We start from the raw sequence: 26,290 nt of genomic DNA, 5'->3' as shown, positions 1-26,290 counted from the left end.
AGACCCGACTGTGCCCCGTCCCCGATGCGCGGAGACGGGGCACAGTGCCAGAACCTAGTCCCAGTGCCTCGCTCAGGCCTGGCCGACCTCGAACCGGGCGAACCGGGTCAGGGTCACGCCGGCCTCGTCGAGCAGGGCCTTGACGGTCTTCTTGTTGTCCTTGACCGACGGCTGCTCGAGCAGCACGTTGTCCTTGTAGTACGCGTTGACCTTGCCCTCGATGATCTTCGGCAGCGCCTGCTCGGGCTTGCCTTCCTCGCGGGCGGTCTGCTCGGCGATGCGGCGCTCGTTCTCGATGATCTCGGCCGGCACCTCCTCGCGGGTCAGGTACTTCGCGCGCAGCGCGGCGACCTGCATCGCGGCACCGCGGGCGGCCTCGGCGTCGTCACCGGTGAACTCGACCAGCACGCCGACGGCCGGCGGAAGGTCGGAGCCGCGGCGGTGCAGGTAGATCGCGGTCTGGCCGTCGAACGACACCACGCGGCGCAGCTCGAGCTTCTCGCCGATGCGGGCCGACAGCTCCTGCACGACCTCGTTGACCGGCTTGCCGTCCAGGTCAGCGGCCTTCAACGCCTCGACGTCGCTGGACTTGAGCGTCTTCGCGGTCTCGACGATCTTCGCCGCGAGCTGCTGGAACTCGTCATTCTTGGCGACGAAGTCGGTCTCCGAGTCGAGCTCGATCATGACGCCGCCCTCGCCGGCGACGAGGCCCTCGGCGGTGGCGCGCTCGGCGCGCTTGCCGACGTCCTTGGCGCCCTTGATGCGCAGGAACTCGACGGCCTTCTCGAAGTCGCCGTCGTTCTCCTCGAGGGCCTTCTTGCAGTCCATCATGCCCGCGCCGGTCATCTCGCGCAGGCGCTTCACGTCAGCGGCGGTGTAGTTCGCCATCGTGTTGAATCCGTCCGTTTCAGGTACGTGTGCGGTGAGCGCCGTCCGGGCGGCCCTGCGCGGACCGCCCGGACGGGGTGGATCAGGAGTTGGCCGGAGCCTGCTCGCCGGTCGCTTCCGCGGTCTCGGCGGCGGTCTCGGTCGCGGCGGCCGCCTCGGTGGCGTCGGCGGCGGCGGTCTCCGAGCCCGCGAGGAGCTCCTTCTCCCACTCGGCCAGCGGTTCGTCCGAAGCACCGGTCTCCGGCTTCGCGTCGGCCGAAGCCCCGTTGCGGCCGGAACGGGCCATGAGCCCGGCCGCGGCGGCCTCGGCGACGACCTTCGTCAGCAGCGCGGCGGAACGGATCGCGTCGTCGTTGCCCGGGATCGGGTAGTCGACCTCGTCCGGGTCGCAGTTGGTGTCGAGGATCGCGACGACCGGGATGTTGAGCTTGCGAGCCTCGCCGACGGCGATGTGCTCCTTCTTGGTGTCGACGATCCACACCGCGGACGGCACCTTGGCCATGTCCCGGATGCCGCCCAGGGTCTTCTCGAGCTTGTCCTTCTCGCGGGTCAGCGTGAGGATCTCGCGCTTGGTCAGCCCGGCGAAGCCGCCGGTCTGCTCCTGGGCCTCGAGCTCCTTCAGGCGGAGAAGGCGCTTGTGGACGGTCTGGAAGTTGGTCAGCATGCCGCCGAGCCAGCGCTGGTTCACGTAGGGCATGCCCACGCGCGCGGCCTCGTTGGCGATGGCTTCCTGAGCCTGCTTCTTCGTGCCGACGAACATGATCGTGCCGCCGTGCGCGACGGTTTCCTTGATGAACTCGTACGCACGGTCGATGTAGGTCAGCGTCTGCTGCAGGTCGATGATGTAGATGCCGTTGCGCTCGGTGAAGATGTAGCGCTTCATCTTCGGGTTCCACCGACGGGTCTGGTGCCCGAAGTGCACGCCGCTGTCGAGCAGCTGCTTCATGGTGACGACGGCCATTGCCGGAATCACACCTTCTCTGTAGTCGCGCGCTCCCGCTGGTGGCTTCGATCCGCCCGCGGAGGCGCTGTTCCGGTTGATCGCCCGCGACCGGGAGGTCGTGAGCCCTGGTGCCGTAGCCGATGCCCGGACCCGAGGGCGAATAGTGCGAAACCCCAGGGACCGCCGGACACCGTGCGCCCCTCCGTCCGGGTTCCCGCCAGAAGCGGCCCGTCCGGGGACGCGCGCACGTGCACGCGAAGTCAGCCCAGCGAGCTGGACTGCGGGATTGATTCTACCCCCTGCCACCAGGCCCGCCCCTGCGGGCAGCCTTCACCTCGCCGGGGGTTGTCCACAACTCTGCTCACCTGTGGACAACCCGCTCTGAACTGCGGGTTCCGGTCGGGCGGTGGCCGAGGATGGAGGCATGACCACGACACGATCTTTTCCCGCTGTTGCCACTGCTGCCCGCCCCGCCGACTCTCCCGCCGCCGCTGCCCGCCCCGCCGGTTCTGCCGCTGTTGCCGCTGCCGACCGCCTCGCCAGCCCTCCTGACGACGCCGCTTCCGCCCATCCCGCCAATCCTCGCGCCGCCGCTGGCACCCGCCCCGCCGGTCCCACCGCCGTCGCCGCCTCTCGACCCGCCAGTCCACCTGCTAGTGCTGCTGCCGCTCGCCCTGCCGACTCGCCCGCCGCCGCTGGCACCCGCTCCGCAGAGCCTCCCGCCGGTGCCGAAGTTGCCCGCCCCACCGGTCCTCCCGACGTTGCCGCTACCGCCCATCCCGCCGATCCACGCGCCGCTGCTCGCGCCCATCACGTCGGTCTTCGCGCCGCTGCCATCGCCGCTGCTGCCGCCCGACCCGCCAGTTCTCCCGCGGTCGCCGCCCGCCCTGTCGGTCCTCTCGCGGTCGCCGCCGGCACCCGCCCCGCCGAGACTCCGGCCGTTGCCGCTGCCGTCCGCCCCGCCGACTCGCCCGCCGCCGCCCGACCCGCCGACTCGTCCGCCACCTCTGCTGCCGCCCGCCCCGCCGACTCGCCCGCCGCCGTTGCCCGCCCCGCCGGTCCGTCCTCCGTCGCCGCTGCTTCCACGCTTCGGAGCCCTTCCCGCCCAGCGCCCTCACCGGTTCCCCGCCCGGACAGGGAGGCCAGCAGCCGAGCCGAATCGCCGTCCGACCCGCGTCACCCGGTGGTTCTGGCGACCACCGCCCTGCTCGCCCAGCATCCACTCGCGGCCACCGCCCTCCTGAGCCCGGACGACGCGCCGCCTTCCGCCTCACCGCACCCGCGCCCACGGAGCGGCCGTCACCGAAGGACACCCTCCAGAACACCCAGAATCCGTACGGCACTCCGCCGCACCTGGACCCGCGCGACTTCCGCCGCGAACACCATCACCCGCCACGCCCTCTTCGTCGCCCACCGTTTCCTCCGCCACCATCCCCAAACCGCGGCGACCCTCCTGCCGAGGATCCGAATCTCCCTCCCCTGCGATTTCAGCTGGGGCCATCCACCGCTGCGCCTAGCCGGATCGAGTGGCGAACTCCCTCTTTTCAGCCCGCGCAGCCAGAGAAACACCACCCGAACGTGGCTGATCCTGGCGACCGTCTTGACCCTGTCCGCAGGCTCAGCAGCCCTGTTCAACTCCCGAGCCGACGCCACCCCTCTCCAGCCCTCCCCGGAAGAACCCGGCCGCCTGGCCTGGCCCCTGACGCCCCGCCCTCACGTCACCCGCAACTTCGAGCCACCCGCGAACCCCTTCGGTCCAGGCCACCGAGGCGTCGACTTGGAAGCCGCCACCGGACAGCAAGTACTGGCCGCGGACAAGGGCGTCGTGGTGTTCGCCGGTCAGGTAGCAGGCCAAGGAGTAGTCGCGCTAGACCACGACGGCGGCCTCCACACGACCTACCTCCCCATCACCCCGACAGTCGCCCCTGGCGACCAGATCTACCGCGGCCAGCCCTTGGGAACCGCGACCCCAGGCCACCCCGGCTGCCCGACCGCCACTTGCCTGCACTGGGCAGCCCGCCGCGGCACGGAGTACATCGATCCCCTCGCCTTGGTCGGCGCCCCAGGCCGAGTACGCCTCAAGCCGTGGGCCGAAGGGCCGTAACGCCACGCCGTCCCAGGCGGGTTTTCACAAAAATTCAGTCTGAGAAATGAGGTGATCACAGGAAAAGACAAGCTCAGGCAACCGAATGCGTAGGCAACGCGAAGGAGGTCGAAACCCGGACAGGTCACTTCCGGCCTCGCACATCCCGACCGCAGCAAGCGACCGGACACGCCCAACTTCTCGCCGATCCAAGCCAGCACGAACAAACTCGGCGACCAAGCCACCCGCTTGTCGAGCCACCCGCTCGCCGAATCATTCGCTCGCGGAGCCACTCTCTCGCCGAACCATCCGCGAGCAACAACCCCATAGGAGGTCAATAGCCAAACCGCCCTCGCCCGCTCAGCTAGGCCCGCCCTGGCCGTGCCAAGCGGTGCCCGAACAGCCAGCCGGTCGCCGCCCAGCCAATCTCCAGCCAGGGCAAGCCGTCGGGTTGCTCTGCCAGCTTGGCTCGCCTTGGACCGCGGCACGCCAAGCGGCACACCACCAGCCAATCCGGCACCACCGTCAATCTCCAGCCGGAGGCCAGCCCCTGAGGTACCCGGCACCTTGGCCTTCCGTGGACGGCAGCAAGCCCAAGCGGCACACCGCTCACCAGCCCATCGCCGCGCGGCCAATCTCCCGCCGGGGTCAGCCGCTGGGTTGTTCCATCAGCTTGGCGCGCAACCGCATCACCGCGCGGGTGTGCAGTTGGCTTACTCGCGATTCCGTGACGCCGAGGACCTTGCCGATTTCGGCCAGCGTCAGGCTTTCGAAGTAGTAGAGGCTGACGACGATCTTGTCGCGGTCGGTGAGCTGCGCGATGGCTTCGGCGAGCTGGCGGCGGTTGTCCTGGTCCACGAGGACGGCCACCGGGTCCACCGCGCCGTCGTCGGGGAGGGTGTCGACCAGCGAGCCCGCGTCTTTGCCCGCGGCGACAAGGTCTTCCAGCGCCACGACGCTGGTGAGGCGGAGCTGGCCGTAGAAGTCGCGCAGGTCGTCGAGGCTGATGCCCATCTCGCCGGCGAGTTCGGCGTCGGTCGGGGTTCGGTGCAGGCGGGCGCCGAGGCGTTCCAGGGCTCGGGCGGTTTCCTTCGCCTTGCTGCGCACCGCGCGCGGGACCCAGTCCTGGGAGCGCAGGTCGTCCAGGATGGCGCCCCGGATGCGTTGCATGGCATACGTCTCGAAGCGCAAACCGCGGTCCGGGTCGAACTTCTCGATCGCGTCGACCAGCCCGAAAATGCCCGATTGCACGAGGTCGCCGACGTCTACGTGCGTCGGCAGACCAGTGCCGACGCGGCCCGCGACGTACTTGACCAGCGGTGCGTAGTGCAGCACCAGCCGGTCGCGCGAGGTCTGGTCCGGTTTGTCGGCGAACTGCTGCCACAGCGCCTGAATCCCCGCGTCGACATCCTGACCAGGACGACCGTCCCCGTTGACGGCGTCCTGCACACCGGGGCGTTCCTCCCCGGCTTCGGTGACCTGCGACGTGGAAGTCATTGCACGGTCGTTCTCGGCGTGCTGCTCAGTGTTGTCTCCGTGCTCGTGCGGATGCGCGTGCGCCGGCGGTTCGGCCCTGCCGTCCCCGGCCGAGCCGCCGCCGGCCTCTTCAAGCCCGCGGGTGTGCTCGGTCATGGATCGCCTTCAGCCGATCGACGGTCACATGAGTGTAGAGCTGGGTCGTGGCCAGCGTAGCGTGACCAAGCAGTTCCTGAACGCTCCTGAGATCGGCACCTCCTTCGAGCAGATGCGTCGCGGCGGAATGCCTTAGCCCATGCGGCCCCATGTCCGTTGCGCCCGGCACCGCGGCCACCGCCTCGTGCACGACGCGGCGCGCGGCTCGCGGGTCGAGGCGCTTGCCGCGAACGCCCAGGAAAAGCGCCGTCAGCGGCGTTTCCCCAGCCAGTGCGGGCCGTCCGTCCTCCAGCCACGCGGTCAGCGCCTCTGCCGCCGGGACGCCGAACGGGACCGTCCGCTCTTTGTCTCCCTTGCCCACCACCGAAACCACGCGGCGGGAAAAGTCCACGCTCCCGATGTCCAGTCCGCACAATTCCGACACCCGAATGCCGGTCGCGTACAGCAATTCGACCAACGCACGGTCACGCAGCGCAACCGGATCCCGTTCGGCTGCCCCTTTCGCGGAGGCGTCCATGAGCGCGTCCGCCTGCTCGGCGCGGAGCACACCAGGCAAGCTCCGGTGCGTGCGCGGTGCGGCGAGGCGGCCGCCCGGGTCCGACTTGAGCAAACCGGTGCGGTGCGCCCAAGCCGTGAAAGTGCGCGCGGCCGCGGCGCGACGCGCGAGGGTGGTGCGCCCGGCGCCGTCCGAGCGCTGCCCCGCGAGCCACGCGCGCAGCTGCGTGACGTCCAAGTCCTCAAAACGCCGCGCGGGACGGTCGTCCTCCCCCACGGTCACGAACGCCAACAGCGAAACGACGTCGCCGACGTACGCGCGCACGGTGTGCGGCGACAGCCCACGTTCCAGAGACAGATGCCGTTCGTAACCGGCCACCACCGACTCGGCGGATTCTGGCAATCCGGCGCGAAGTGCACGAAGATCGGGTCGTGGCGGGCGTTTCCGGTGTCCACCGGGACGCGGAACCGCGTCCTTGCGTGCACTCGCTGACGGCATGGCGATTACGCTGCGCGAACCATCGCCATTGGTCAAGCATCGCCACGCCCATCATCGGTTGGCCGTTCGGACGATCTGCCGCCAGCCGGTGTCGCCGCGCACCGCGAAGCCGTCGATTTCCAGTGCGGGCAACAAGGCGCGAACTCGGGAAACCGGCACGCCAGCGCTTTCCGCGACCTCCTCCGGAGCCCGCCCGGCTCGCGGAAGCAGCGCGTCGTAAACCCGGGACGCCTCCGGTCCGAGACTGTCCGTGGGACGTCGGCTCGCCTCGGCCGCGGGAGCCGCGGTGCCGAATCGGCCCACGGTTTCGAGCACCTCGTCGACTGAGGTGACCAAAGTGGCCTTGCAGTCCCGGATCAGCGCGTGACAACCGGCTGAACTGCCCGAATGCACAGATCCCGGCAACGCCATCACGACCTTGCCGAGCGCACCCGCGATAGTCGCGGTGTTGCGCGCGCCGCTGCGGATCCCAGCCTCCACAACGACTGTTCCGTCGGTGAGACCTGCGATGAGGCGGTTGCGCACCAGAAACCGGTGCCGCGCGGGCGGAGTCTTCGGCGCGTACTCGCTGACCAGCGCTCCGCCCTCGGCGACGATGCGGTTCAACAGCTCGGTGTTTCCGACAGGATAGGAATAGTCGACCCCGCACCCGAGCAGAGCGACCGTGATCCCGCCGCCGCTGAGCGCACCGCGGTGGGCGGCAGCGTCGATGCCCAGCGCGGCACCGGAGAAGACCGGTATTTGTCGAGTTGCTAACGCATGGCCGATCTCGAGGGCGTTGTGCACGCCGTAGTCCGTGGCCAACCGAGCACCGACGACAGCCACCGCGCGATCGGCGACTTCGGCCAAGCTCGCGTCGCCGCGCACCCAAAGTCCAAGTGGCGCGGCTACGTTCTTCACACCGTGTCCGGTTGCCACGGCCAGCGACAACAACGGCCACGCTGGCCATTCGTGGTCTTCCGGAACGACCAATCGGGCACCGGCTTTGGCTGCCTCCTCGAGATCCTGTTCCGCGCTCGTGGACTCTCGCCGCGCGGCTGTTTCGCGGAGAACCGGCTCGGGGCAGTCCCCTTCGCGGACCCGCTCGGCAGCCTCGACCGGGCCGCGTGCGCCGACGAACTCCAGCAAATGAGGTGCCGGTGGTTCCGCGACGCCGAGCAGATAGGCGCGGGCGAGCCGTTCGGATTCGGTCGCCGCGGTCTGGTCCTCGACAGCGACGCTCATGCCGCACCTCTTCGGATCCCGGGGTTTTCGGAGCGGACGACGGCGAGGTGGCGGTGCAGCGCCAGCCGTTCTCGGACCCGGACGGGGTCGTGTTCGGGGCGGACCTCCCGGCACCGGACGGGGTGCAGATGCCGGACGATCTTGTGCTGCGGCGTCTTCGGCCTGCGGTGCCGGGTGCGCGGGGTGGAAGAGGGGACGGCTCGGTTGGACATGCTTGTTTTCCTTTCGTCGGAGTTCTGGACGGGCCGGTTCACCTGTCCGGGGTTGAACATCTCGCCGGAGTCCCGGACGGGCGGGGCCACCCGGGGTGGAACATCTCGTCGCAGTTCCGGACCGGCCGGACCACCCGCCCGGGACTGGACATCCCGCCGAAGTCCCGGACCGGCCGGACCACCCGCCCGGGGTGAAACATCTCGCCGCAGTTCCGGACGGGCAGGACCGCCCGCCCGGGGTGAAACAACTCGCCGGAGTCCCGGACGGGCCGGGTCACCGGGCCGGGGTTGAACATCCCGTCGCAGTCCCGGACGGGCCGGGATTGGACATCCCACCGGAGTCCCGGACAGGCGGGGCCGCCCGGGGTGGAACATCTCGTCGCAGTTCCGGACGGGCCGGTTTGCCCGTCCGGGATTGGACATCTCGTCGGAGTTGGCGGGCTGGGGTCGGGGCGGTTTCGCGGTGGCCGGTGCCGACGGCCGCCCCTCGCGGCTGGCGGGCAGCCGGAACAGAGCCACTGGGCAGAGGGGCTGACGAGAGGCACCGGTCGAGTTCGGGCGGATCAGCGGGCTTCGCGGGTGGGTCAGCCGGTTTTGCGTTCCCGGAAGTCCAGTGCGGCGGTGACGTGGTCGGGGTCGGGGCGGGGCAGGGCGGCCAGGTCGGCCAAGGTCCAGGCGATGCGGAGGCAGCGGTCGGCGCCTCGGGCGGTCAGCAGGCCTCGGTCGAGGGCTCGGTCCAGGACCGCGGTGGCGGGAGGGGGCAGTGCGAAATCTCGGCGCAGGACGGGGCCTGGGACTTCGGTGTTGGAGTGCCAGCCGTGTTCGTGCCAGCGGTGTTTGGCGCGGTCGCGGGCGGCCAGGACTCGGGCTCGGACGGTCGACGTCGGTTCGGGGGTGGTGGATTGGTGGGCGGAGATCGCGGTGAGGGGGCGCAGGCGGACGCGGAGATCTACTCGGTCCAGGAGGGGGCCGGAGAGTCTGGAGAGGTAGCGGCGGCGGGTGGTGGTCGAGCAGGTGCAGTCGGTTTCGCGGGGCGGTGCGCAGGGGCAGGGGTTGGTGGCCAGTACTAGCTGGAACTGGGCGGGATAGCGGACGACGCCTTTGGCGCGGGCGATGCGGACTTCGCCTTCCTCCAGGACTGTGCGAAGCGAATCGAGGCGTTGGCTTCCGAATTCACAGGCTTCGTCGAGAAACAGGACGCCTCGGTGGGCTCGGCTGATCGCTCCGGGAGCTGCCAGACCGGTGCCGCCGCCGATCAGGGCTGGGGGGCTGATCGAGTGGTGCGGAGCGACGAAAGGCGGGACGGTGACCAAGGGCGAAGATTTCGACAGCGAGCCGTCTACCGAGTGGATGGCGGTTACTTCCAGGGACTCGTCTGGGGAGAGATCGGGCAGCAAGCCGGGAAGGCGTCTGGCGAGCATGCTTTTGCCGACGCCGGGCGGACCGGTGAGCAGGAGGTGGTGGCCGCCTGCCGCGGCGACTTCCAAGGCCCAGCGGGCTTCTGGTTGGCCTACTACGTCGGCCAGGTCGGGGACTGCCGCGGGGGCCGAGGCGGCGGGGGCAGCAGGAGGTTCCAGGTCGCCTTCGTCTTTCAGCCAGGCGATGAGTTCGGCTAGGCGGGTTACGCCGGAGACTTCCAGGCCGTCTACCAGGGCGGCTTCCACCAGGGATTCAGTCGGCACGACGGCGCGTTCGTGGCCAGCGGCTTTGGCGGCCAGCAGGCCGGGGAGGACGCCGCGTACGGGGCGGATCCGGCCGTCCAGGGCCAGTTCGCCCAAGAGGATGGTGTGCAGGAGTTTCCGGGCGGGGACGGCGCCGATGGCGGCCAGGACCGCGGCGGCGATGCCCAGGTCGTAGCCCGAACCCATTTTGGGCAGGTTGGCGGGCGACAGCGCCAGCGTGATTTTGCCGTCGGGCCAGGACTGGCCGGAGTTGCGGACCGCGGAGCGGACTCGGTCTTTCGCCTCCCGGAGACCGGCGTCGGGCAGGCCGACCAGGGTGACCCGGCTCAGGCCGCCGCCCAGGTCGGCTTCGATTTCCACTACTCGGCCTTCGATGCCGAGCAACGCGACAGACCAGGTTTTGGCGTGCGGCATCAGAAAGCTCCCACCAGGTGCCGCACGACCGGCTCTTCGCCGTCGGGTGCGTAGACGGTCACGACGTCGTAGCGGATCCGGCACCAGCCGACCCGATGTTCCTTGAGCCAGCGCATGGCGGCCCGGTGGACGCGGTCGATCTTTTCCGGTGTCACGGATTCGGCCGGGGTGCCGTACTCGGTGCTGGAGCGAGTTTTGACCTCGCAGAAGATCACCCGGTCGCCTTCGGACAGCACCAGGTCCAGTTCGCCTTCCCGGCAGTGCCAGTTCCGGCTGAGCAGGACCATGCCGGCGGCCTGCAGATGCCGGGCGGCGAGGTCCTCGCCCCAGCGGCCGAACGTCCGGCGCCAGTGCGCGCCGGGGTGCGGGCCGTCGTTCATGGTGTCCCCCTCGGACAGCGTGAGCACCGTCGATCACGGTGCGTGTGCTTCCAAGATCGCAACGTGATCAGGCCGTGCGCCAGGGGGATTCAGCGCAGCTGTGGATAACCCGGGGGTTGTGGATGAAGACTGGCCGGAAGGCGAGACGAGCACCGGAATTGTCGGTGCACTGTGCGGGGGCCGGAGAACGACGAAGGCCACCCTGGCGGTGCCGGGTGGCCTTCGTGGCGAGAAAGCGAAATCAGCCTGAGAACGGGCCGTCCTCGGGGAGCCGCAGGTCGGGTTTGTCCAGTTCCTCGACGTTGACGTCCTTGAAGGTGATGACCCGGACGTGCTTCACGAACCGCGCGGGGCGGTACATGTCCCAGACCCAGGCGTCCGACATGCGCACCTCGAAGTACACCTCGCCCCCGCCGTCGCGGACCTGGACGTCCACCGCGTTGGCCAGATAGAACCGCCGCTCGGTCTCCACCACGTACGAGAACTGGCCCACTATGTCGCGGTACTCGCGGTACAGCGAGAGCTCCATCTCGGTCTCGTACTTCTCGAGATCCTCTGCGCTCATGAAATCCGCGCCCCTCCTCGCATTCGTCCTGCTCCGGCGGCGGAGCGTTCATTCTTACCCACCGAGCGGCCCGGGGCACGGACCGGCCCGCCCGTTTTTTCCAGGGCATTCTCCAGTGCAGCGTAGGTGAGCACGACCGGATGCGGGGCGGTGAGTCCGTGAGCGAGGGCCACGGTGGCGACATTCGTGTAGGACCAGCGGTGCGCCGGGCTCGGGCCGTGCTCACTCAGCGCAGCCAGATGGTCCGAGGTGCTGTAGCCCTTGTGCACGTCGAAGCCGTACGCCGGCAACTCTTCGTGCAGGCCGGCCATGATCCGATCCCTCGTCACCTTCGCCAGCACCGAGGCCGCGGCGATGCTCGCGACGCTGCGGTCCCCCTTGATCACCGCGACATTCGGCGCGGGAATGCCGGGAACCGGGAAACCGTCGGTGAGGACGTACCCGGGATGGGTGCGCAGTCCGGCGACGGCGCGGCGCATGCCCTCCAGGTTCATCACCCGGATGCCGAGCAGATCCACCTGTTCGGAGGGAATGACGATCACCGAATAGTCGAGGGCGCGTTGCAGGACCCGGTCGTACACCCGGTCCCGGGCCTTCGCGGTGAGCATTTTCGAATCGGTCAGCTCGGGCAGTCGCGCGCCGTCGCCGGGACGGAGCACGCACGAGGCCACCACGAGCGGACCGGCGCAGGCTCCGGCGCCGGCCTCGTCCACGCCGGCGACCGGGCCGAGGCCGCGTCGTTCGAGAGCGCCTTGCAAACCCCAGAACAGCTCGCCGCGCACCACCGCACGCGGCGGTCGCAGCGGTTCTGCCGGAGTGCGGGGAGGAGGGAGAGTCACCGAAGCACCACCCGGAGGTCGCGGACGACGGAGGGCACCGCTTACCGTCTCCGGCCGGCCGCCTTGCGGAGGCCTGCCTTCAACCGGCGTCCGACGAAGAGCGTCGGAGCCGCGGTCGCGAAGCCGATGCCGAGCGGCAGCCCTTGCTGCCACGCGGGCGCGCCGAGCGCGACCGGCTGGGCGTTCTGCTGCGGATTGTGGTCCGTGATCCCGCCCCAGCGGCTCGGCGGCAGCACGATGACACGGGCCTTGCCGATGACGTCATCGACCGGAACAGCGCCATTGGGCCCGCCGCCGCCCTGATAGCGCGAGTCGGCGGAGTTGTTGCGGTTGTCGCCCATCACCCAGAGCGCGCCCTGCGGGACCTTCACCGGGGCGAACGACTCCTGCACGGGATGGTTCTTGTCTTCCCAGTGGATGTAGGGCTCGTCGAGGGCCTTGCCGTCGACTATCACCCGGTTGCGGTCGTCGCAGCACTGGACGGTCTGGCCGCCGGTCGCGATGACGCGCTTGACGAAGTCCCGCTCGTCCGGCGGCGCGAAGCCGACCAGCGAGCCGAGACCGCGCAGCGCGCGCACCACGAAGTTGCTCGACTCCTGCGGCGCGATCTCGTTCTCGGTCCACGCGGGCGGGCCCTTGAACACGATCACGTCCCCCGGGGAGGGGTCGGTGAAGTCGTAGGTGACGCGGTCGACCAGGATCCGGTCGCCGGTGCAGCCCGGGCAGCCGTGCAGCGTGGACTCCATGGATCCCGAGGGGATCATGTAGACCTTGGCGAGGAACGCCTGGATCACGATCGTGAGCACGAGCGCGATCACGATCAGGATCGGCAGTTCCTTCCAGAACGACCGCTTTTTCGAGGACTTGCCCCGCCGGTGCGATCCCCGACGCCCGCCGGACCGTTCCTGGTCCTCCTCCGGGCGTTCGGGGCCGTCCTCATCGGCGTTCCGCGACACAGGTTCGACCACGTCGCCAGGCTACCGGTAACCGGCTCGTCACTCAGGAGGCGGAGGTGGTCTCGCGGTTCTCGCGACGCTCCTTGATCTTGGCCTTCTTGCCGCGCAGCTCGCGCAGGTAGTACAGCTTCGCCCGGCGGACGTCGCCGCGCTTGAAGACCTCGACCTCGGCCAGGTTCGGCGAGTGCACCGGGAAGGTGCGCTCGACGCCCACGCCGAACGAAACCTTGCGCACGGTGAAGGTCTCCCGGATGCCGCCGCCCTGACGGCGGATCACGACGCCCTGGAAGACCTGGTTGCGCTCGCGGTTGCCCTCGATGACGCGGACGTGCACCTTGAGCGTGTCGCCGGGGCGGAAGTCCGGGATGTCGGAACGCAGTGACTGCGCGTCCAGCGCGTCCAGGGTGTTCATCGGTGGTCCGTCCTCGTATTCGTGTGGCTTACGTACAGCTTGAGCGCGCAGCGGATCACTGCGACTTGCCCGGGGCTGATGGCATTCACGGTTGGCTCCGCGGTCTTTTACTCCGGCCAGTGGCCAAAATTCAAACTCGCGCGTCACGCAACTAATCCATTATGGCAGAGGCCCCTGGAGACCTCGCACGGGGCCTATCCGGGCTGGTCGTCCAGCCCCTCAAGCCCTTCGAGCACCTCGCGGTCCCGCTTGTCCAGGCTCCCCTCGGGCAGCTGGGCCAGCAGGTCCGGCCGCCGCCGGGCGGTGCGCCGGAGCGCCTGGTCGCGCCGCCAGCGGTCGATGAGCGCGTGGTTGCCCGAGCGCAGCACGTCCGGGACCGCCAGGTCGCGCCACACCTCCGGGCGGGTGTAGCTGGGGCCTTCGAGCAGGCCGTCGGAGAACGAGTCCTCCGCCGCCGACCGCGCGTTGCCGAGCACGCCCGGCAGCAGCCGGACCACCGCCTCGACGATCACCAGCACCGCGGCCTCGCCGCCGACCAGCACGTAGTCGCCGATCGAGACCTCGTCGACCGGCATCCGGCGGGCCGCGTCGTCGACGACCCGCTGGTCGATGCCCTCGTAGCGGCCGCAGGCGAACACCAGGTGCTTTTCCTCGGCATAGGCGTGCGCCAGCTCCTGGGTGAACGGTTTGCCCGCGGGAGTCGGGACCACGAGCCGGGTCCCCTCGCCGCAGACATCGTCCAGCGCCGGGCCCCAGATCTGCGGCTTCATGACCATGCCGGGACCGCCGCCGTACGGCGCGTCGTCGACCGCACGGTGCACGTCGTGGGTCCAGTCGCGCAGGTCGTGCACGCCGACCTCGATCAGGCCGCGGTCGATCGCCCTGCCCAGCAGCGCGGCGCGCAGCGGGTCGAGGTACTCGGGGAAAATGGTGACGACGTCGATGCGCAAGCGGTTACCAGTTCCAGTACTCGGTGGCCTCGGCGTGCCAAGGGCTCGGGAAGTCCTGGTCGATCGCGAAGGCCATGCCGAGTCCCTTCGCGATCTTGATGCTGCGGTGCAGGGTCTTGCGGATCGGCGACCCTGCGGGCAGCCCGTTGTCGTCCGACCACGTCTCGGTCTGCGTGACGCAGGTTCGCGCTCCGAAGCGGGCGCTTGAGCACGGAGCGGGCGCGCCCCAGGTCTGCAGGTGTTCGAAGTGGACGACCTTGCCGGAGCTCTGCTCGGTGATCGTGCCGCGCGCGACGAGCCGGTAGCCGGTGGACGGCACGGTCCAGCGCACGTAGTGCTGACGGCCGCCGTCGGACGGGATCGGCGTGCAGGTGGAGCCGGTGCACACGGACTCTTCGGTGACCCGCTCCGAGTAGTAGGTGCCGTTGCCGTCCCAGCCGTCGATCAGCACCCAGTCGCCCGAGCGGACGAAGTGTTCGGCGGTCGCTGGCGGCCACGTGACCGGGTCGCCCCAGGTGATCTGCGATTCGGTGGCCGACTGCGGCGACCAGGCCCACTGGAACGCCTTCTCCCCCGGCGGGGCGTACTGGCCCGCGCTGCGCTGGAACATCAGCGAAAAGTCGCCGTACACCGGCGAAGCGGCCTGCGCGGGCGGCGCGGCGAAAGCGGTGGCCAGAACGGCCGCGAAGGCGGCCTTGATCCAGAACTTCACGAACTCCCCCTCAGTCAGCGTCGAGGAGGCCTTCGGGCGGATCGAGCACGACCCGGCCCCCCGCGACGTCCACCACCGGGACGATGGCGCGGACGAAAGGTACCAACACCGAACGCCCGTCGTGATCGAGTTCGAGCAACTCCCCGGCCGGCGAATGGACCACCTCGACGACCTTGCCGACGAGCGTTCCGTCGGCCAGTTCGGCGCGCAGGCCGGCCAGCTCGTGGTCGTAGAACTCGTCCGGGTCGCCGGTGGGCGGGAGCGCGTCGGTGTCCGCCAGAAGGAGGGCACCGCGCAGGGTTTCCGCGACGTCGCGCGTGAGCACTTCCTCGAAACGCACCAGCAGCCGCCCGCTGTGTTCGCGGGCGGCTGCGATGGTGAGTTCTCTCGTGCTGCCGTCGCGCAGCTTCGTCGTGACGACCGCACCGATCGCGAACCGCTCCTGCGGCGAATCCGTGCGCACGTCGACCGCGAGCTCGCCGCGGATGCCGTGCGCCTTCGCGATACGGCCGACTACGACGTCCATACCTGACCGTTTCCGAGAATCTCGGGTCAGCGATCGGTGTCGACGACGTCCACGCGGACGCCGCGGCCGCCGATGCCGCCCATCACGGTGCGCAGAGCGGTCGCGGTGCGCCCGCCCCGGCCGATCACCTTGCCGAGATCGTCGGGGTGGACGTGCACCTCGAGCGTGCGGCCACGACGCGTGGTCAGCAGCTCGACCCGGACCTCGTCCGGGTTGTCGACGATCCCGCGCACCAGGTGCTCGAGGGAGTCGGCGAGGAAGCTCACTCGGACTTCTCGCCCTCAGCGGCTTCGGCCTTCTCGGCTTCGGCCTTCTTCGGGGCCGACTTCTTCTTCGGCGTGACGGCCTCGGTGGAGGGCTCCTCGCCGGCCGCGGCCAGCGCCGCGTTGAACAGGTCCTGCTTGGACGGCTTCGGCTCGGCCACCTTCAGGGTGCCCTCGGCTCCCGGCAGGCCCTTGAACTTCTGCCAGTCGCCGGTGATCTCGAGGATGCGCTGGACCGGCTCGGTCGGCTGCGCGCCGACGCCCAGCCAGTACTGCGCCCGCTCGGTGTCGACCTCGATGAAGCTCGGCTCTTCCTTCGGGTGGTACTTGCCGATCGTCTCGATGGCCTTGCCGTCCCGGCGGGTCCGCGCGTCGGCGATGATGATGCGGTAGTACGGCGCACGGATCTTGCCGAGGCGCTGCAGCTTGATCTTGACGGCCACGGGTGTGGGTACTCCTCAGTGCTGTGTGGTGCGGGGCGCGCGCCGAACCCGTGGGGACAGGCTTGCGGCGCCCGGAGGTCAGGAGCTTCCACACGGCGAGAGGGTCCGGCGGAAGCGGGCAAGCAAACATTCTGCCAGATGCCCGTCGCCGAGCCTGCACAAGGCCCCGGTTAGGCGTGCGTGACCAGCGTCAGAACGACGCGAGGCCGAGCGCGCCGAGCAAGATCGCGACGGCGGGAAGGAAGTTGTTGACCGCGTGCGCGACGATGCTGCCGGCCAGCCGTCCGGTGGACAGCCGGGCCAGGCCGATCGGGATGGAGATCACCAGCAGCAGCGTGGTGCGCAGCGGTTCCAGGTGGCTGGCCGCGAAGACCGCGGTGGACAGCAGGAACGCGGCGACCCTCCCCCAGCGCTCGCTGCGCCACTGCAGCCGTTCGACCGCGCCCCACAGCAGGCCGCGGTAGATGATCTCCTCGCAGATCGGCCCGAGCAGCCACAGGTAGCCGAACATCACCGCGGCGGCGGGCACGGACATCTTGCGGTCGTCGACCAGCGCGCTGATCGCCGACGTCGCGTCCGCCGTGCCGACCAGCTGGGTCCACACGTAGGCGCTCAGCGAGGTGAGCACGAGGCCGAGCAGGCCGAATTTGAGCCCGGTCCAGACGTCCGGCCAGCGCCATTCGAGCCGCAGGTCGAGCTTGGGCCCGTTGCCGCGCACGACGGTGACCAGCACCGCGACGCCGGCGGCGATCATGGTGGGCAGCATCGTGCCGAGCAGCACGGTGCTGATCGGCAGCGGCCTTCCCGCGACACTCGGCCCGGACAGCGCGCCGATGAACGCGGCCGACGCCAGCAGCACGGCCTCGACCAGCAGGAACGCCCCGAATCCCCAGCGATGCGCCGGAAAAGCGGTCGATTCGGCCACCAAGTCCTCCGGGGAGAGCGCACGGGAGAAGGGTTCACGGGGCTGTGATGTGGTCACGCCCGCCTCCCCGTGCTCGCTCTGCTCACCGGTCGAGCCTAGCGGCCGGAATGGTTTCGCACAGTACTCGGCCGGTCACCGGTTTCCGCCTTTCCGGGGGACTTCTCCGGGAAACTCAGTGCCCGGTGAACAGCAGGACGGCGGGCGGCAGGTTGTTGGCCGCGTGCGCGAGCACGCTCGCCGAGGTCCGGCCGGAGTAGTGCCGCGCCAGCCCGAGGACGAGGCCCTGGCCGAACAGCGCGATCGTGCGCGTGGTCTCGCCGTGCAGCAGCGCGAACAGCAGGGAGGTGAGAACGAGCACCACCCACGGCGGGATCTTGTAGTGCAGCAGGGCGTTCCACAGCGCGCCGCGCAGCAGCAGTTCCTCGGTGAGCGGGACGGCGATCACGAGCACCAGCGCGGTCGCGATGAGCCAGACCCGGCTGCCGCCGGACACGTCGGGCAGGTCGGTGAGCGGGCTGTCGGACACCTCGTCGCCGCCGAAGACGGCGATCTCGGCGGCGTTCAGCACGTACCCGACGATGAGCGCGAGCAGGCCGCAAGCGAGGCCGATGCGGAGGTCGCGGCCGCGGGTGCGGAGCCCGAAGTCGCGTTCGAGGCCGGAGCCGTAGCGCAGCGAGGCGATCGCCGGGCCGAGGCCGAGCACCACGTTCGGCAGGAAGGCCAGCAGCAGCAACGGTCCCGCGAACGTCTCGACCGGGTCGTCCTCGCCGACGTGCCGGTTGAACGCGGCCGCGGTGAGGAGGGTGACGAGGTAGTAGCCGGCGACTCCGAAGAAGAACGCGGCAAAGGCCCAATGGGCGCCCAGAATTCGCTTTCCCCCACCGTCTTCGGCCACGGGTTCACGCTATGTGCTTGTGCTGTGGCGGATCGAGGCGGGGTCAGTGGAAGACGGTGCCGCCCAACACGATGTGGGTCGGGTGGTGCAACGCGGCGAGATCGGCGCGCGGGTCGTCGGCGTAAACGATCAGGTCGGCCGGGGCGCCGTGCTCGATGCCGGGGTGGCCCAGCCATTCGCGCGCTTCCCACGACGCGCTCGCGAGAGCCTGCGTACGCGACATCCCCGCGCGATGGAGCGCTTCGACCTCGTCGGCGATACGGCCGTGCGCGACCATGCCGCCCGCGTCCGTACCCGCGAAGACGCGTACGCCCGCTTCGACCGCCGAGGACACCATGTCGGCGACACCGGCGTGCAGCGCGCGCATGTGGGCCGCGTACGTCGGGTACTTGCCCGCCTTGTCCGCGATGCCGGGGAAGTTCTCGATGTTGATGAGCGTGGGCACCAACGCGACGTCGCGGCGCGCGAGTTCGGCGAGCTGGTCTGGCGACAGCGCGGTGCCGTGTTCGAGACAGTCGATGCCCGCGCCGATCAAGCCTGGCAACGCCGCTTCGCCGAAGACGTGTGCCGTTACGCGTGCGCCGAGGTCGTGGGCGACGCGGATGGCTTCGGCAAGCACGTCGTCCGGCCACAGCGGCGCGAGGTCGCCTTGGCCGCGGTCGATCCAGTCGCCGACGAGCTTCACCCAGCCGTCGCCGTCGCGGGCTTGTTCGGCGACCGCTTCGGGCAGCAGCGCCGGGTCGTCCAGTTCGATCGCGAACCCGGGGATGTACCGCTTCGGCAGCGCCAGATGGCGTCCGCAGCGGATGATCGTCGGCAGGTCGGCCCGCGATTGCAGCGGCCGGACGTCGAGCGGCAGGCCGCAGTCGCGGATCAGCAGCGTGCCCGCGTCGCGGTCGGTCGCGGCCTGGTCCGCCGCCGCCTCCACCGACAGCCCGCCGCTCGGGCCGAGGCCCGGATGGCAGTGCGCGTCGACGAGCCCCGGGACCACGAATCCGCCGGCTGACAGCGTTTCCGCGCCGGGAACCGGCTCGAACGACAGCTTTCCGTCGTGGATCCAGAGGTCACGCGGTTCGCCGTCGGGCAGGACGGTGCCGGACAGGTGCAGCGGGCTCAATTGTTCTTCGGGTCCTTCGGCAGCTTGAACTTGGACGGGTCGAAACCGGGCACGTCGTTCATGCCGCCGAGCTGCGACAGGTCCGGCATCCCGCCGGGCATTCCGCCGCCGGGGGGAAGCATCGGCATGCCGCCGGGCAGCCCGCCGCGCATCTTCGGCTGCGTGGGGCCGCGGCCCTTGCCCTTCTTCCCCTTCTTGCCCTTGCGGTTCTTGCTCCCGCCGCCTCCGCCGAAGCCGAACCGGCCGGCCATCTGCGCCATCATCTTGCGCGCCTCGAAGAACCGGTTGACCAGGTCGTTCACCTCGCGGACGGTTACGCCGGAGCCGTTGGCGATGCGCAGCCGGCGCGAGCCGTTGATGATCTTCGGGTCGGCCCGCTCGGCGGGCGTCATACCGCGGATGATCGCCTGCAGCCGGTCGAGCTGCTTGTCGTCGACCGCGGCGAGCTGGTCTTTCATCTGGCCCGCGCCGGGCAGCATGCCGAGCAGGTTGCCGATCGGGCCCATCTTGCGCACGGCGAGCATCTGCTCGAGGAAGTCCTCCAGCGTGAGCTGCCCGCTGGTGAGCTTCTGCGCGGCCTGTTCGGCCTGCTCCTGGTCGAAGTGCTGCTCGGCCTGCTCGATCAGGGTCAGCACGTCGCCCATGCCCAGGATGCGCGAGGCCATCCGGTCCGGGTGGAACGTATCGAAGTCCTCGAGCTTCTCGCCGTTGGACGCGAAGAGGATCGGCTGGCCGGTGACCTCGCGGACGGACAGCGCGGCGCCACCGCGGGCGTCGCCGTCGAGCTTCGTGAGCACCACGCCGGTGAAGCCGACGCCGTCGCGGAACGCCTCGGCCGTGGTGACCGCGTCCTGACCGATCATGGCGTCGACCACGAACAGGACTTCGTCGGGCTGCACGGCCTCGCGGATGTCCGCGGCCTGCTTCATCAGCTCTTCGTCGACACCGAGGCGACCCGCGGTGTCGACCACGACGATGTCGTGCTGCGCGTGCTTGGCCTCTTCGATCGCGCGGCGGGCGACGTCGACCGGGTCGCCGACGCCGTTGCCCGGCTCCGGCGCGAACGTGGTGACGCCCGCGCGCTCGCCGACGACCTGCAGCTGGGTGACCGCGTTCGGCCGCTGGAGGTCGCAAGCGACCAGCATCGGCGCGTGGCCCTGCTTCTTGAGCCACATCGCCAGCTTCCCGGCGAGCGTCGTTTTACCGGCGCCCTGGAGACCGGCGAGCATGATCACCGACGGCGGGTTCTTCGCCAGGTTCAGCCGCCGCGTCTCGCCGCCGAGGATCCCGACGAGTTCCTCGTTGACGATCTTGACGACCTGCTGCGCCGGGTTCAGCGCCTGGGAGACCTCGGCGCCCTTCGCCCGGTCCTTGATCTTCGCGATGAACGCCTTGACCACCGGGAGCGCGACGTCCGCTTCCAGCAGCGCGATGCGGATCTCGCGCGCGGTGGCGTCGATGTCGGCGTCGGACAGCCGGCCCTTGCGCGAGAGCGACTGCAGGGCCGAGGTGAGCCGATCGGAGAGGGTGTCGAACACGGGGGTGCACGCTCCAGCTGGGTCGAAAGTTCGCGTGCCGGGCGGTGCTCGGCACCCCCGGCATCTTCCGAGGGTAGCCGCCCCGGCCGCCCGGCCTTCACGGGTACGGGAAGGGTACTACTCGACCGCGTAATAACTGACTGAGCGACAACAGCTCAACCACGCGAAAACTGCTCGACCAGGCGCGCCAATTAAGTAAACATAGGCGTATGACATCAGCTGTTGCCCGGCGTCCGACGCTCGCCGAACCGGCAGGGGACGAGGACGAACAGGTGCCGTTCCGGCGTATCGCGGGCCTGTTCCGGCCGCACCGGCGAGCGCTGGCCGGGCTGTGCGCGCTACTGGTCGTGCAGGCCGGGCTGGGCGTCACCTCGCCGTTCCTGCTCCGGGAGATGCTGGACGACGCGCTCCCGCACCGCGACGCCCTGCTGGTGAGCCTGCTGGCCGCCGGGATGATCGCCGCCGCGCTCGGGTCCGGCGCGCTGAGCGTGCGGACGACCGGGCTGTCCAACACCATCGGCCAGCGGGTGATGAACGAACTGCGGGTGGCGGTGTACAGCCATCTGCAGCGGATGTCGCTGGGCTTCTACACCCGGACCAAGACCGGCGAGGTGCTGTCGCGGGTGTTCAACGACATCGGCGGCGTGGACAACGTCGTGACCGGGACCGCCGCGTCGATCGTGCAGAACGGCACCACGGCGCTGGCGATCGCGGTGGCGATCCTGGTCATGGACTGGCAGCTGGCACTGTTGTCGCTGGTCGTCGTGCCGTTGTTCCTGCTGTTCACGCTTCGGCTCGGCGGCAAGCAGCGCAAGCTCGCCCGCGGCCGGACGCGGCGGATGGCGCGGCTGACCACGATCGTCGAGGAATCGCTGTCGGTCACCGGCGTGCTGCTGGCCAAGACGATGGGCAACGCGAAGCTGATGCGCGACCGGTTCGCCGAGGAATCGCGCGAGGTCGCGGCGCTGGAGCGCAGTGCCGCGCTGGCCGGGCGGTGGCAGCGGGCGGCGCGGACGATGAGCCTGACGATCATCCCAGCGCTGGTCTACTGGGCGGCCGGGCTGGAGCTCGCCGGTGGCGCGGCACCGATCTCGCTGGGCACGGTCGTGGCTTTCACCAGCATGTTGAACCGGCTGCTCGCCCCGGCGACGGCGATGCAGACGGTGGGCCAGAACGTCGCGTCGGCGAAGGCTTTGTTCGGGCGGATCTTCGAGGTGCTCGATCTGCCGGTGGAGATCGACGACCGGCCGGGCGCGCGTGAATTGGTCCTCAGCGGCGGAGCGGTTTCGATGCGCGGGGTGTCGTTTCGCTACGACGAAGAGGGGCCGTGGACGTTGCGGGACATCGATCTCGACGTGCCTGCCGGGACTACGACGGCGCTGGTCGGGTCGACGGGTTCCGGGAAGACGACGCTCGCCTATCTGGTCGCTCGGTTGTACGAGGCGACCGAGGGAAAGGTGTGCGTGGACGGGACGGACGTCCGGGAGGTCACGCTCGCGTCGCTGGCCGCCGGGGTCGGGCTGGTGTCGCAGGAGACGTACCTGTTTCACGCGTCGGTGCGGGAGAACCTGCGGTTCGCGAAACCGGACGCCACTGACGAGGAGTTGGAGAACGCCGCTAAAGCCGCACATATCCACGACACGCTGGCCGCGCTGCCGGACGGGTACGACACGGTGGTCGGGGAACGCGGTTATCGGTTTTCCGGCGGGGAGAAGCAGCGGATGGCGATCGCGCGGATCCTGCTGCGCAATCCGCCGGTGCTGATCCTGGACGAGGCGACGAGTTCACTGGACAACCGGACGGAGCGGGCGGTGCAGGCGGAACTGGACCGACTCGCCGCGGGCCGCACGACGATCGCGATCGCGCATCGGCTGTCCACTGTGGAGCACGCGGATCAGATCGCGGTGCTGGACGGCGGGCGGATCGTCGAGCGGGGCACGCATGCGGAGCTGCTGGCGCTGGACGGAAGGTACGCCGCGTTGGTGCGTGGGGAAACCGCCTAATCTGGCGGTATGGAGACCGAATCCGACGTGCACCGGGCCGACGAGCTGGCGGCGCTGGCGCGGGCGGTGCGCGAGGGCGTCGGACGGTTGAACTGGCGGATGCGCGCCGAGGCGGACGCGCCCGCTCCGGGACCGGCTGTGCTGGCGGTGCTTTCGCGGCTGTACCGGGGCGGCACGCACACACCGAGCGAACTGGCCGAGGCCGAGCGGATGCATCCGCAGTCGCTCACGCGGATCCTGGCCTCGCTGGCCGAACGCGAATGGATCACGCGCACCCCCGATCCGGCGGACGGGCGGCGGTCGCTGATCGACGTCACCCCGGCTGGGCTGCGGGTGCTGCGCGAGTACTCGATCGCGCGGGAGAAATGGCTGGCGGCGGCCCTCGACCGGACGCTGAGCCCCACCGAACAGGAACTGCTCCGGCTCGCCGCCGGGCTGCTGACGCGGCTCGCGGACTCCTGAGACCTGGGAGTTCCGGGGCGGCCGCTCCCCACGGCCGTCCCCGGAACCATGGCGGAAGAGCTCACCTCCCCGGGAGACTTCCGCCGCAGGCACGCGGAGCGGTTCCCCCTCGACCACCCGGCGTTGGCGAGAAGTCTGCCGTCCAGGACCGGGCGCGCGGCAGCGTGAAGTCCCTCAATCGGGGCTGAGTAGAACTACTCAAACGCGGGTGTCGGGCCCCGCGGAGTCGCTCGTGAACTCGAAGAGCGGTTCGGCGTCGGAGAGTTCCTCGGCTGAGCAGCTCACCGCGCAGGCGGCGGCCTGGAGGACCTCGGTGAGCACCTCGACCTCGGACGGGGAGACGGTCGCGAGCGCGGGATTGCGGACGTCCATGCGGCCGGCGAGACCCGCCAGTGCGTGGGACAGCGCGTGCTGGCCCGCGACGAGCTGGGTGACCACCTCGGACAGCTCGCCGAGGGTGGCGGCGGAGCCGTCGCCGCGGAGCAGGGCGGAGAGTTCTTCGGCGCAGGTGCGGAGATGCCCGGCCACGACTGTCGGGGGCAGGGAGAGCTCGGGCAGGTTCTCGTGACCTCGCACCGCGTTCACCTCGCCCCTTGGTCGGACTTGCCATCCTGCCATCGGGAGCGGGGTTTTCGCTTCCGACACCCCGGATGGGTGAGCCCGGATGGCGGAATGGTCGTTCGTCTGGGCGGAGGTTGGGTCTGGAAAAGAGGGTTGCGTGGGGGCACCCCGAAGCTTGATTGTGCTGACGGTCTGAGGGTGCTTGTCAAGGCGGGAAAGATGCCTTGACAAGCACCCTCAGACCGCAGGGAGGCTTCGTATCGGGGTGCAGGGCCAAGGCTGGGTGCCTGGATCGGTGGGGGTGCGTGGGTGCGGGTTGGGTGGGTGGTGGTTGTCGTGAAGGTGCCCTTCACGGAGGGCTAGGAGACGGCGGTGAGGACGGCGTCGGTGATGGTGGTTCGCCACTGGGGGGTGACGTGGCCGGAGCGGGGGGAGAGGGCGAAGGAGTCGACTACGGCGCCGCCCAGGGTGGCGGCTTTTGCCCAGTGGACGTCTGCTTCGGCGCGGCGCAGGGCGCTGGCCACGCGGAAGAGCAGGCCGATTCGGTCGGCGGCGCGTAGTTCCAGCACTACGGCGTCGGGGCCGCTGGTTTCGTCGTCGAACCAGCGCACGACGGGTTTGACCACGACGGGGGACGCGGTGGCGTAGTCGCGTTCTTTCGCGGCCAGGCGTTGGGTGAGGGGCAGTGTGCCGGCGACTGCGCGGGCGAACTGTTCCCGCAGCAGCGCGGGGTCCGGCAGCGAGCCGAACTTCGGCGACGCGGTGAAGACGCCTGCGCGGCCGCGGCCGGAGTGTTCGCGCAGGATCGCGGAGTGGACTTCCAGGGAGTTCAGGGCCAGCACTCCGGCCGCGGGGGCCAGCAGTTCGCGATCCGCGGGCACGGCCAGCAAGACCGTGACGACCTTGCCGTGTGCGGAGATTCGGATTTGGCCGACGCCGGTTCGGGCGGCTTCGGCGACCAGTTCGCGTTGCTCGTCGTCCAGCGGCTCAGGTGGAGTGAAACCCTTGCCGTGCACGGCTTCCTCGCAGCCGCTGACCAGTTCGGCCAGCAGGCGATCCTTCCAGTCGGTCCAGACGCCGGGGCCGGTGGCCAGCGAATCGGCGCGGGTGAGGGCGTGCAGGAGTTCCAGCAGGACGACGTCGCGGTCCAGGGTTTTCACCACGCGCGAGATGGTCGCGGGGTCGCCGATGTCGCGTCTGGTCGCGGTGTGCGGGAGCAGCAGGTGGTGGCGGACCATCGCTGAGACCGTCGCGACGTCCGCGGGTGGCAGGCCCAGGCGTTGCGCTACCGAGGCGGAGATCTTCGCGCCCAGTTCGGAGTGGTCGACGTCGCGGCCCTTGCCGATGTCGTGCAGCAGCGCGCCGATCAGCAGCAAGTCCGGCCGGGACACGGTGGTGGTCAGTTTCGCCGCTTCGACGCACGCCTGGACCAGGTGCCGGTCGACGGTCCACTGGTGCACGGGCGAGCGCGGCGGCAGGTCGCGTACGGAACCCCATTCCGGGAACAGCCTGGCCCACAGGCCGGTGCGGTCGAGTGCTTCCACGGCGTCGACCAGGCCTTCCCCCGCGCCCAGCAGGTCGACGAGGGCGTTGCGGGCGTCCTCCGGCCACGGTTCGCGCAGTTCGGGCGCGGATTCGGCGAGGGTGCGCAAAGTGCCTGGCGAGATGGGCTTTCGCGTGCGAGCGGAGGCGGCCGCGGCGCGAAGCAGGAGGGCTGGATCCCGCGCGGGGAGCGCGTCGCGGGCCAGAGCGACTTCGTCGCCGTGCAGCACGACGCCTTCGGCCAGCGGGCGGCGGACTGGGCGTCGGCCGAAGCGTGGGCGTGGTTGTTCCACAGTGGACCGCAGGGCGACATCGACGGCGTACGCGATGGTCCGGCCCGCGCCGGAAAGCTTGCGGGCCAGGGTGAATCGGTCGCCCAGTTCCAGTTCGTGCGCTACGACGTCGGCGTCGGCGGCACCGAGGATGTCGCGTTCGCGACGCGACTCTCGGCGCAGTTCCGTGCGGACGTCGAGCAGGAGTTGCTTGGCTGCCAGCAGTTCTTCGCCCGGCCGCGCGGTGAGCTGGCCCGCCGCGAGGGCTTCCAGCACGCCGAAGTCGCGGAGGCCGCCTCGGCCGTGTTTGAGATCCGGCTCGGCGGACTGGGCGATCTCGCCGCTGCGCCGCCACCGCGTGTGGACGGATTCGGCCAGCTCCGGCAGGCGTTTGCGGGCTGTGCGCCGCCATTGGTCGCGGGCGGCGGAGGCGAGGCGTTCGGTGAGGCCAGGGTCGCCGGCCAGGTGCCGGGCGTCGAGCAGGCCGAGCGCGGTGCGCAGATCCTCCGCCGCGACTTTCAGCGCCTCGCCGGGGGTGCGGACCGAATGGTCCAGGCCGACCCGCGCGTCCCAGAGCGGGTACCACAGCGCGTCGGCGATTTCCCCGACCTGACTGTTTCCGTTGTGCAGCAACACTAAATCGAGATCGGAGCACGGCACCAGCTCACGCCGTCCCAAACCCCCTACGGCGACCAGCGCGACACCTGGGTCCGCGGTGTCGACGCCGGCCGCCGCCGCCCCTTTCCCGAGCCAGAACTCGTACAGATCGACCAGGGACGTCCGCAGTGCGGGCGCTCCGTGCCGTCCTTCGAGAAGCAGCGCAGTGGCTCGGGCGAGTTCTCCCCCGTCGGTCATCG

At 70.0% G+C, this 26,290-nt stretch carries 26 protein-coding genes; 3 read left to right on the top strand and 23 right to left on the bottom strand.

Annotated features, from left to right (window positions below; translation table 11 throughout):
• Positions 1–72 precede the first annotated feature (72 nt).
• Positions 73–888 (bottom strand): translation elongation factor Ts, encoded by an 816-nt coding sequence (tsf, locus tag ACZ63D_RS28220; RefSeq protein WP_465357365.1) that lies wholly within the window; start codon positions 886–888, stop codon positions 73–75.
• 82 nt (positions 889–970) lie between these two features.
• Positions 971–1,849, bottom strand: coding sequence for a 30S ribosomal protein S2 (gene rpsB / locus ACZ63D_RS28215; RefSeq protein WP_465357364.1), 879 nt, complete (start codon positions 1,847–1,849; stop codon positions 971–973).
• 406 nt (positions 1,850–2,255) lie between these two features.
• On the opposite strand from rpsB, the gene ACZ63D_RS28210 reads away from it, so the two are divergent.
• Positions 2,256–3,935, top strand: coding sequence for a murein hydrolase activator EnvC family protein (locus tag ACZ63D_RS28210; RefSeq protein ID WP_465357363.1), 1,680 nt, complete (start codon positions 2,256–2,258; stop codon positions 3,933–3,935).
• A gap of 627 nt (positions 3,936–4,562) precedes the next feature.
• Here the strand turns inward: ACZ63D_RS28210 and ACZ63D_RS28205 are convergent.
• The 19 genes from ACZ63D_RS28205 to ffh all read right to left on the bottom strand — a co-directional run bounded on the left by ACZ63D_RS28205 (position 4,563) and on the right by ffh (position 20,593).
• Positions 4,563–5,411: a FliA/WhiG family RNA polymerase sigma factor gene (locus ACZ63D_RS28205; protein ID WP_465357457.1), complete on the bottom strand. Its 849-nt coding sequence runs from the start codon at positions 5,409–5,411 to the stop codon at positions 4,563–4,565.
• 109 nt (positions 5,412–5,520) lie between these two features.
• Positions 5,521–6,540: a tyrosine recombinase XerC gene (locus ACZ63D_RS28200; RefSeq protein ID WP_465357362.1), complete on the bottom strand. Its 1,020-nt coding sequence runs from the start codon at positions 6,538–6,540 to the stop codon at positions 5,521–5,523.
• A 51-nt stretch (positions 6,541–6,591) separates the two neighbouring features.
• Complete coding sequence (dprA, locus tag ACZ63D_RS28195; protein ID WP_465357361.1) at positions 6,592–7,764, bottom strand: DNA-processing protein DprA; 1,173 nt, start codon at positions 7,762–7,764, stop codon at positions 6,592–6,594.
• On the bottom strand, positions 7,761–7,976 hold the full coding sequence (locus tag ACZ63D_RS28190) for a hypothetical protein (protein WP_465357360.1): 216 nt from the start codon (positions 7,974–7,976) through the stop codon (positions 7,761–7,763). The genes dprA and ACZ63D_RS28190 overlap by 4 nt, the downstream gene beginning before the upstream one ends.
• A 584-nt stretch (positions 7,977–8,560) precedes the next feature.
• Positions 8,561–10,072: a YifB family Mg chelatase-like AAA ATPase gene (locus ACZ63D_RS28185; RefSeq protein ID WP_465357359.1), complete on the bottom strand. Its 1,512-nt coding sequence runs from the start codon at positions 10,070–10,072 to the stop codon at positions 8,561–8,563.
• Positions 10,072–10,452, bottom strand: coding sequence for a YraN family protein (locus ACZ63D_RS28180; RefSeq protein ID WP_116205670.1), 381 nt, complete (start codon positions 10,450–10,452; stop codon positions 10,072–10,074). Before ACZ63D_RS28180 ends, ACZ63D_RS28185 begins: the two co-directional genes overlap by 1 nt.
• Before the next feature lie 241 nt (positions 10,453–10,693).
• Positions 10,694–11,017 (bottom strand): DUF2469 domain-containing protein, encoded by a 324-nt coding sequence (locus ACZ63D_RS28175; RefSeq protein WP_003096226.1) that lies wholly within the window; start codon positions 11,015–11,017, stop codon positions 10,694–10,696.
• Entirely contained in the window at positions 11,014–11,802 is a 789-nt protein-coding gene (locus ACZ63D_RS28170; RefSeq protein ID WP_465357456.1) for a ribonuclease HII, read from the bottom strand. Before ACZ63D_RS28170 ends, ACZ63D_RS28175 begins: the two co-directional genes overlap by 4 nt.
• Positions 11,803–11,897: 95 nt before the next feature.
• Entirely contained in the window at positions 11,898–12,824 is a 927-nt protein-coding gene (gene lepB / locus ACZ63D_RS28165; RefSeq protein ID WP_465357358.1) for a signal peptidase I, read from the bottom strand.
• Between the two features lie 31 nt (positions 12,825–12,855).
• A complete protein-coding gene (gene rplS, locus ACZ63D_RS28160) occupies positions 12,856–13,224 on the bottom strand; it encodes a 50S ribosomal protein L19 (protein ID WP_009074470.1) in 369 nt (122 codons plus the stop codon).
• Between the two features lie 194 nt (positions 13,225–13,418).
• Positions 13,419–14,174 (bottom strand): tRNA (guanosine(37)-N1)-methyltransferase TrmD, encoded by a 756-nt coding sequence (gene trmD, locus ACZ63D_RS28155; protein ID WP_465357357.1) that lies wholly within the window; start codon positions 14,172–14,174, stop codon positions 13,419–13,421.
• A 4-nt stretch (positions 14,175–14,178) separates the two neighbouring features.
• Positions 14,179–14,886 (bottom strand): hypothetical protein, encoded by a 708-nt coding sequence (locus ACZ63D_RS28150; protein WP_465357356.1) that lies wholly within the window; start codon positions 14,884–14,886, stop codon positions 14,179–14,181.
• A 10-nt stretch (positions 14,887–14,896) separates the two neighbouring features.
• Positions 14,897–15,412, bottom strand: coding sequence for a ribosome maturation factor RimM (rimM, locus tag ACZ63D_RS28145; protein ID WP_465357355.1), 516 nt, complete (start codon positions 15,410–15,412; stop codon positions 14,897–14,899).
• Positions 15,413–15,438: 26 nt separating this feature from the next.
• Positions 15,439–15,678 (bottom strand): RNA-binding protein, encoded by a 240-nt coding sequence (locus ACZ63D_RS28140; protein WP_003103110.1) that lies wholly within the window; start codon positions 15,676–15,678, stop codon positions 15,439–15,441.
• Complete coding sequence (gene rpsP / locus ACZ63D_RS28135; RefSeq protein WP_009074451.1) at positions 15,675–16,118, bottom strand: 30S ribosomal protein S16; 444 nt, start codon at positions 16,116–16,118, stop codon at positions 15,675–15,677. Before rpsP ends, ACZ63D_RS28140 begins: the two co-directional genes overlap by 4 nt.
• 190 nt (positions 16,119–16,308) lie before the next feature.
• On the bottom strand, positions 16,309–17,100 hold the full coding sequence (locus ACZ63D_RS28130; protein WP_465357354.1) for a lysostaphin resistance A-like protein: 792 nt from the start codon (positions 17,098–17,100) through the stop codon (positions 16,309–16,311).
• Between the two features lie 115 nt (positions 17,101–17,215).
• Entirely contained in the window at positions 17,216–17,938 is a 723-nt protein-coding gene (locus ACZ63D_RS28125) for a lysostaphin resistance A-like protein (protein WP_465357353.1), read from the bottom strand.
• Between the two features lie 43 nt (positions 17,939–17,981).
• Positions 17,982–19,055, bottom strand: coding sequence for an amidohydrolase family protein (locus ACZ63D_RS28120; RefSeq protein ID WP_465357352.1), 1,074 nt, complete (start codon positions 19,053–19,055; stop codon positions 17,982–17,984).
• Complete coding sequence (ffh, locus tag ACZ63D_RS28115; protein ID WP_465357351.1) at positions 19,052–20,593, bottom strand: signal recognition particle protein; 1,542 nt, start codon at positions 20,591–20,593, stop codon at positions 19,052–19,054. The genes ACZ63D_RS28120 and ffh overlap by 4 nt, the downstream gene beginning before the upstream one ends.
• A gap of 209 nt (positions 20,594–20,802) precedes the next feature.
• On the opposite strand from ffh, the gene ACZ63D_RS28110 reads away from it, so the two are divergent.
• Complete coding sequence (locus tag ACZ63D_RS28110; protein ID WP_465357350.1) at positions 20,803–22,596, top strand: ABC transporter ATP-binding protein; 1,794 nt, start codon at positions 20,803–20,805, stop codon at positions 22,594–22,596.
• Between the two features lie 9 nt (positions 22,597–22,605).
• Complete coding sequence (locus ACZ63D_RS28105; protein WP_465357349.1) at positions 22,606–23,058, top strand: MarR family winged helix-turn-helix transcriptional regulator; 453 nt, start codon at positions 22,606–22,608, stop codon at positions 23,056–23,058.
• Between the two features lie 198 nt (positions 23,059–23,256).
• On the opposite strand, the gene ACZ63D_RS28100 is transcribed toward ACZ63D_RS28105, so the two are convergent.
• Positions 23,257–23,634 (bottom strand): hypothetical protein, encoded by a 378-nt coding sequence (locus tag ACZ63D_RS28100; RefSeq protein WP_409466174.1) that lies wholly within the window; start codon positions 23,632–23,634, stop codon positions 23,257–23,259.
• A gap of 344 nt (positions 23,635–23,978) precedes the next feature.
• Complete coding sequence (locus ACZ63D_RS28095; protein ID WP_465357348.1) at positions 23,979–26,288, bottom strand: [protein-PII] uridylyltransferase; 2,310 nt, start codon at positions 26,286–26,288, stop codon at positions 23,979–23,981.
• Between the last annotated feature and the right edge of the window lie 2 nt (positions 26,289–26,290).

The organism is Amycolatopsis sp. NPDC104775 (assembly GCF_055583325.1).
Note: the sequence above shows the minus strand (reverse complement) of the source record. Positions and strands in the feature narration are given on the sequence as shown.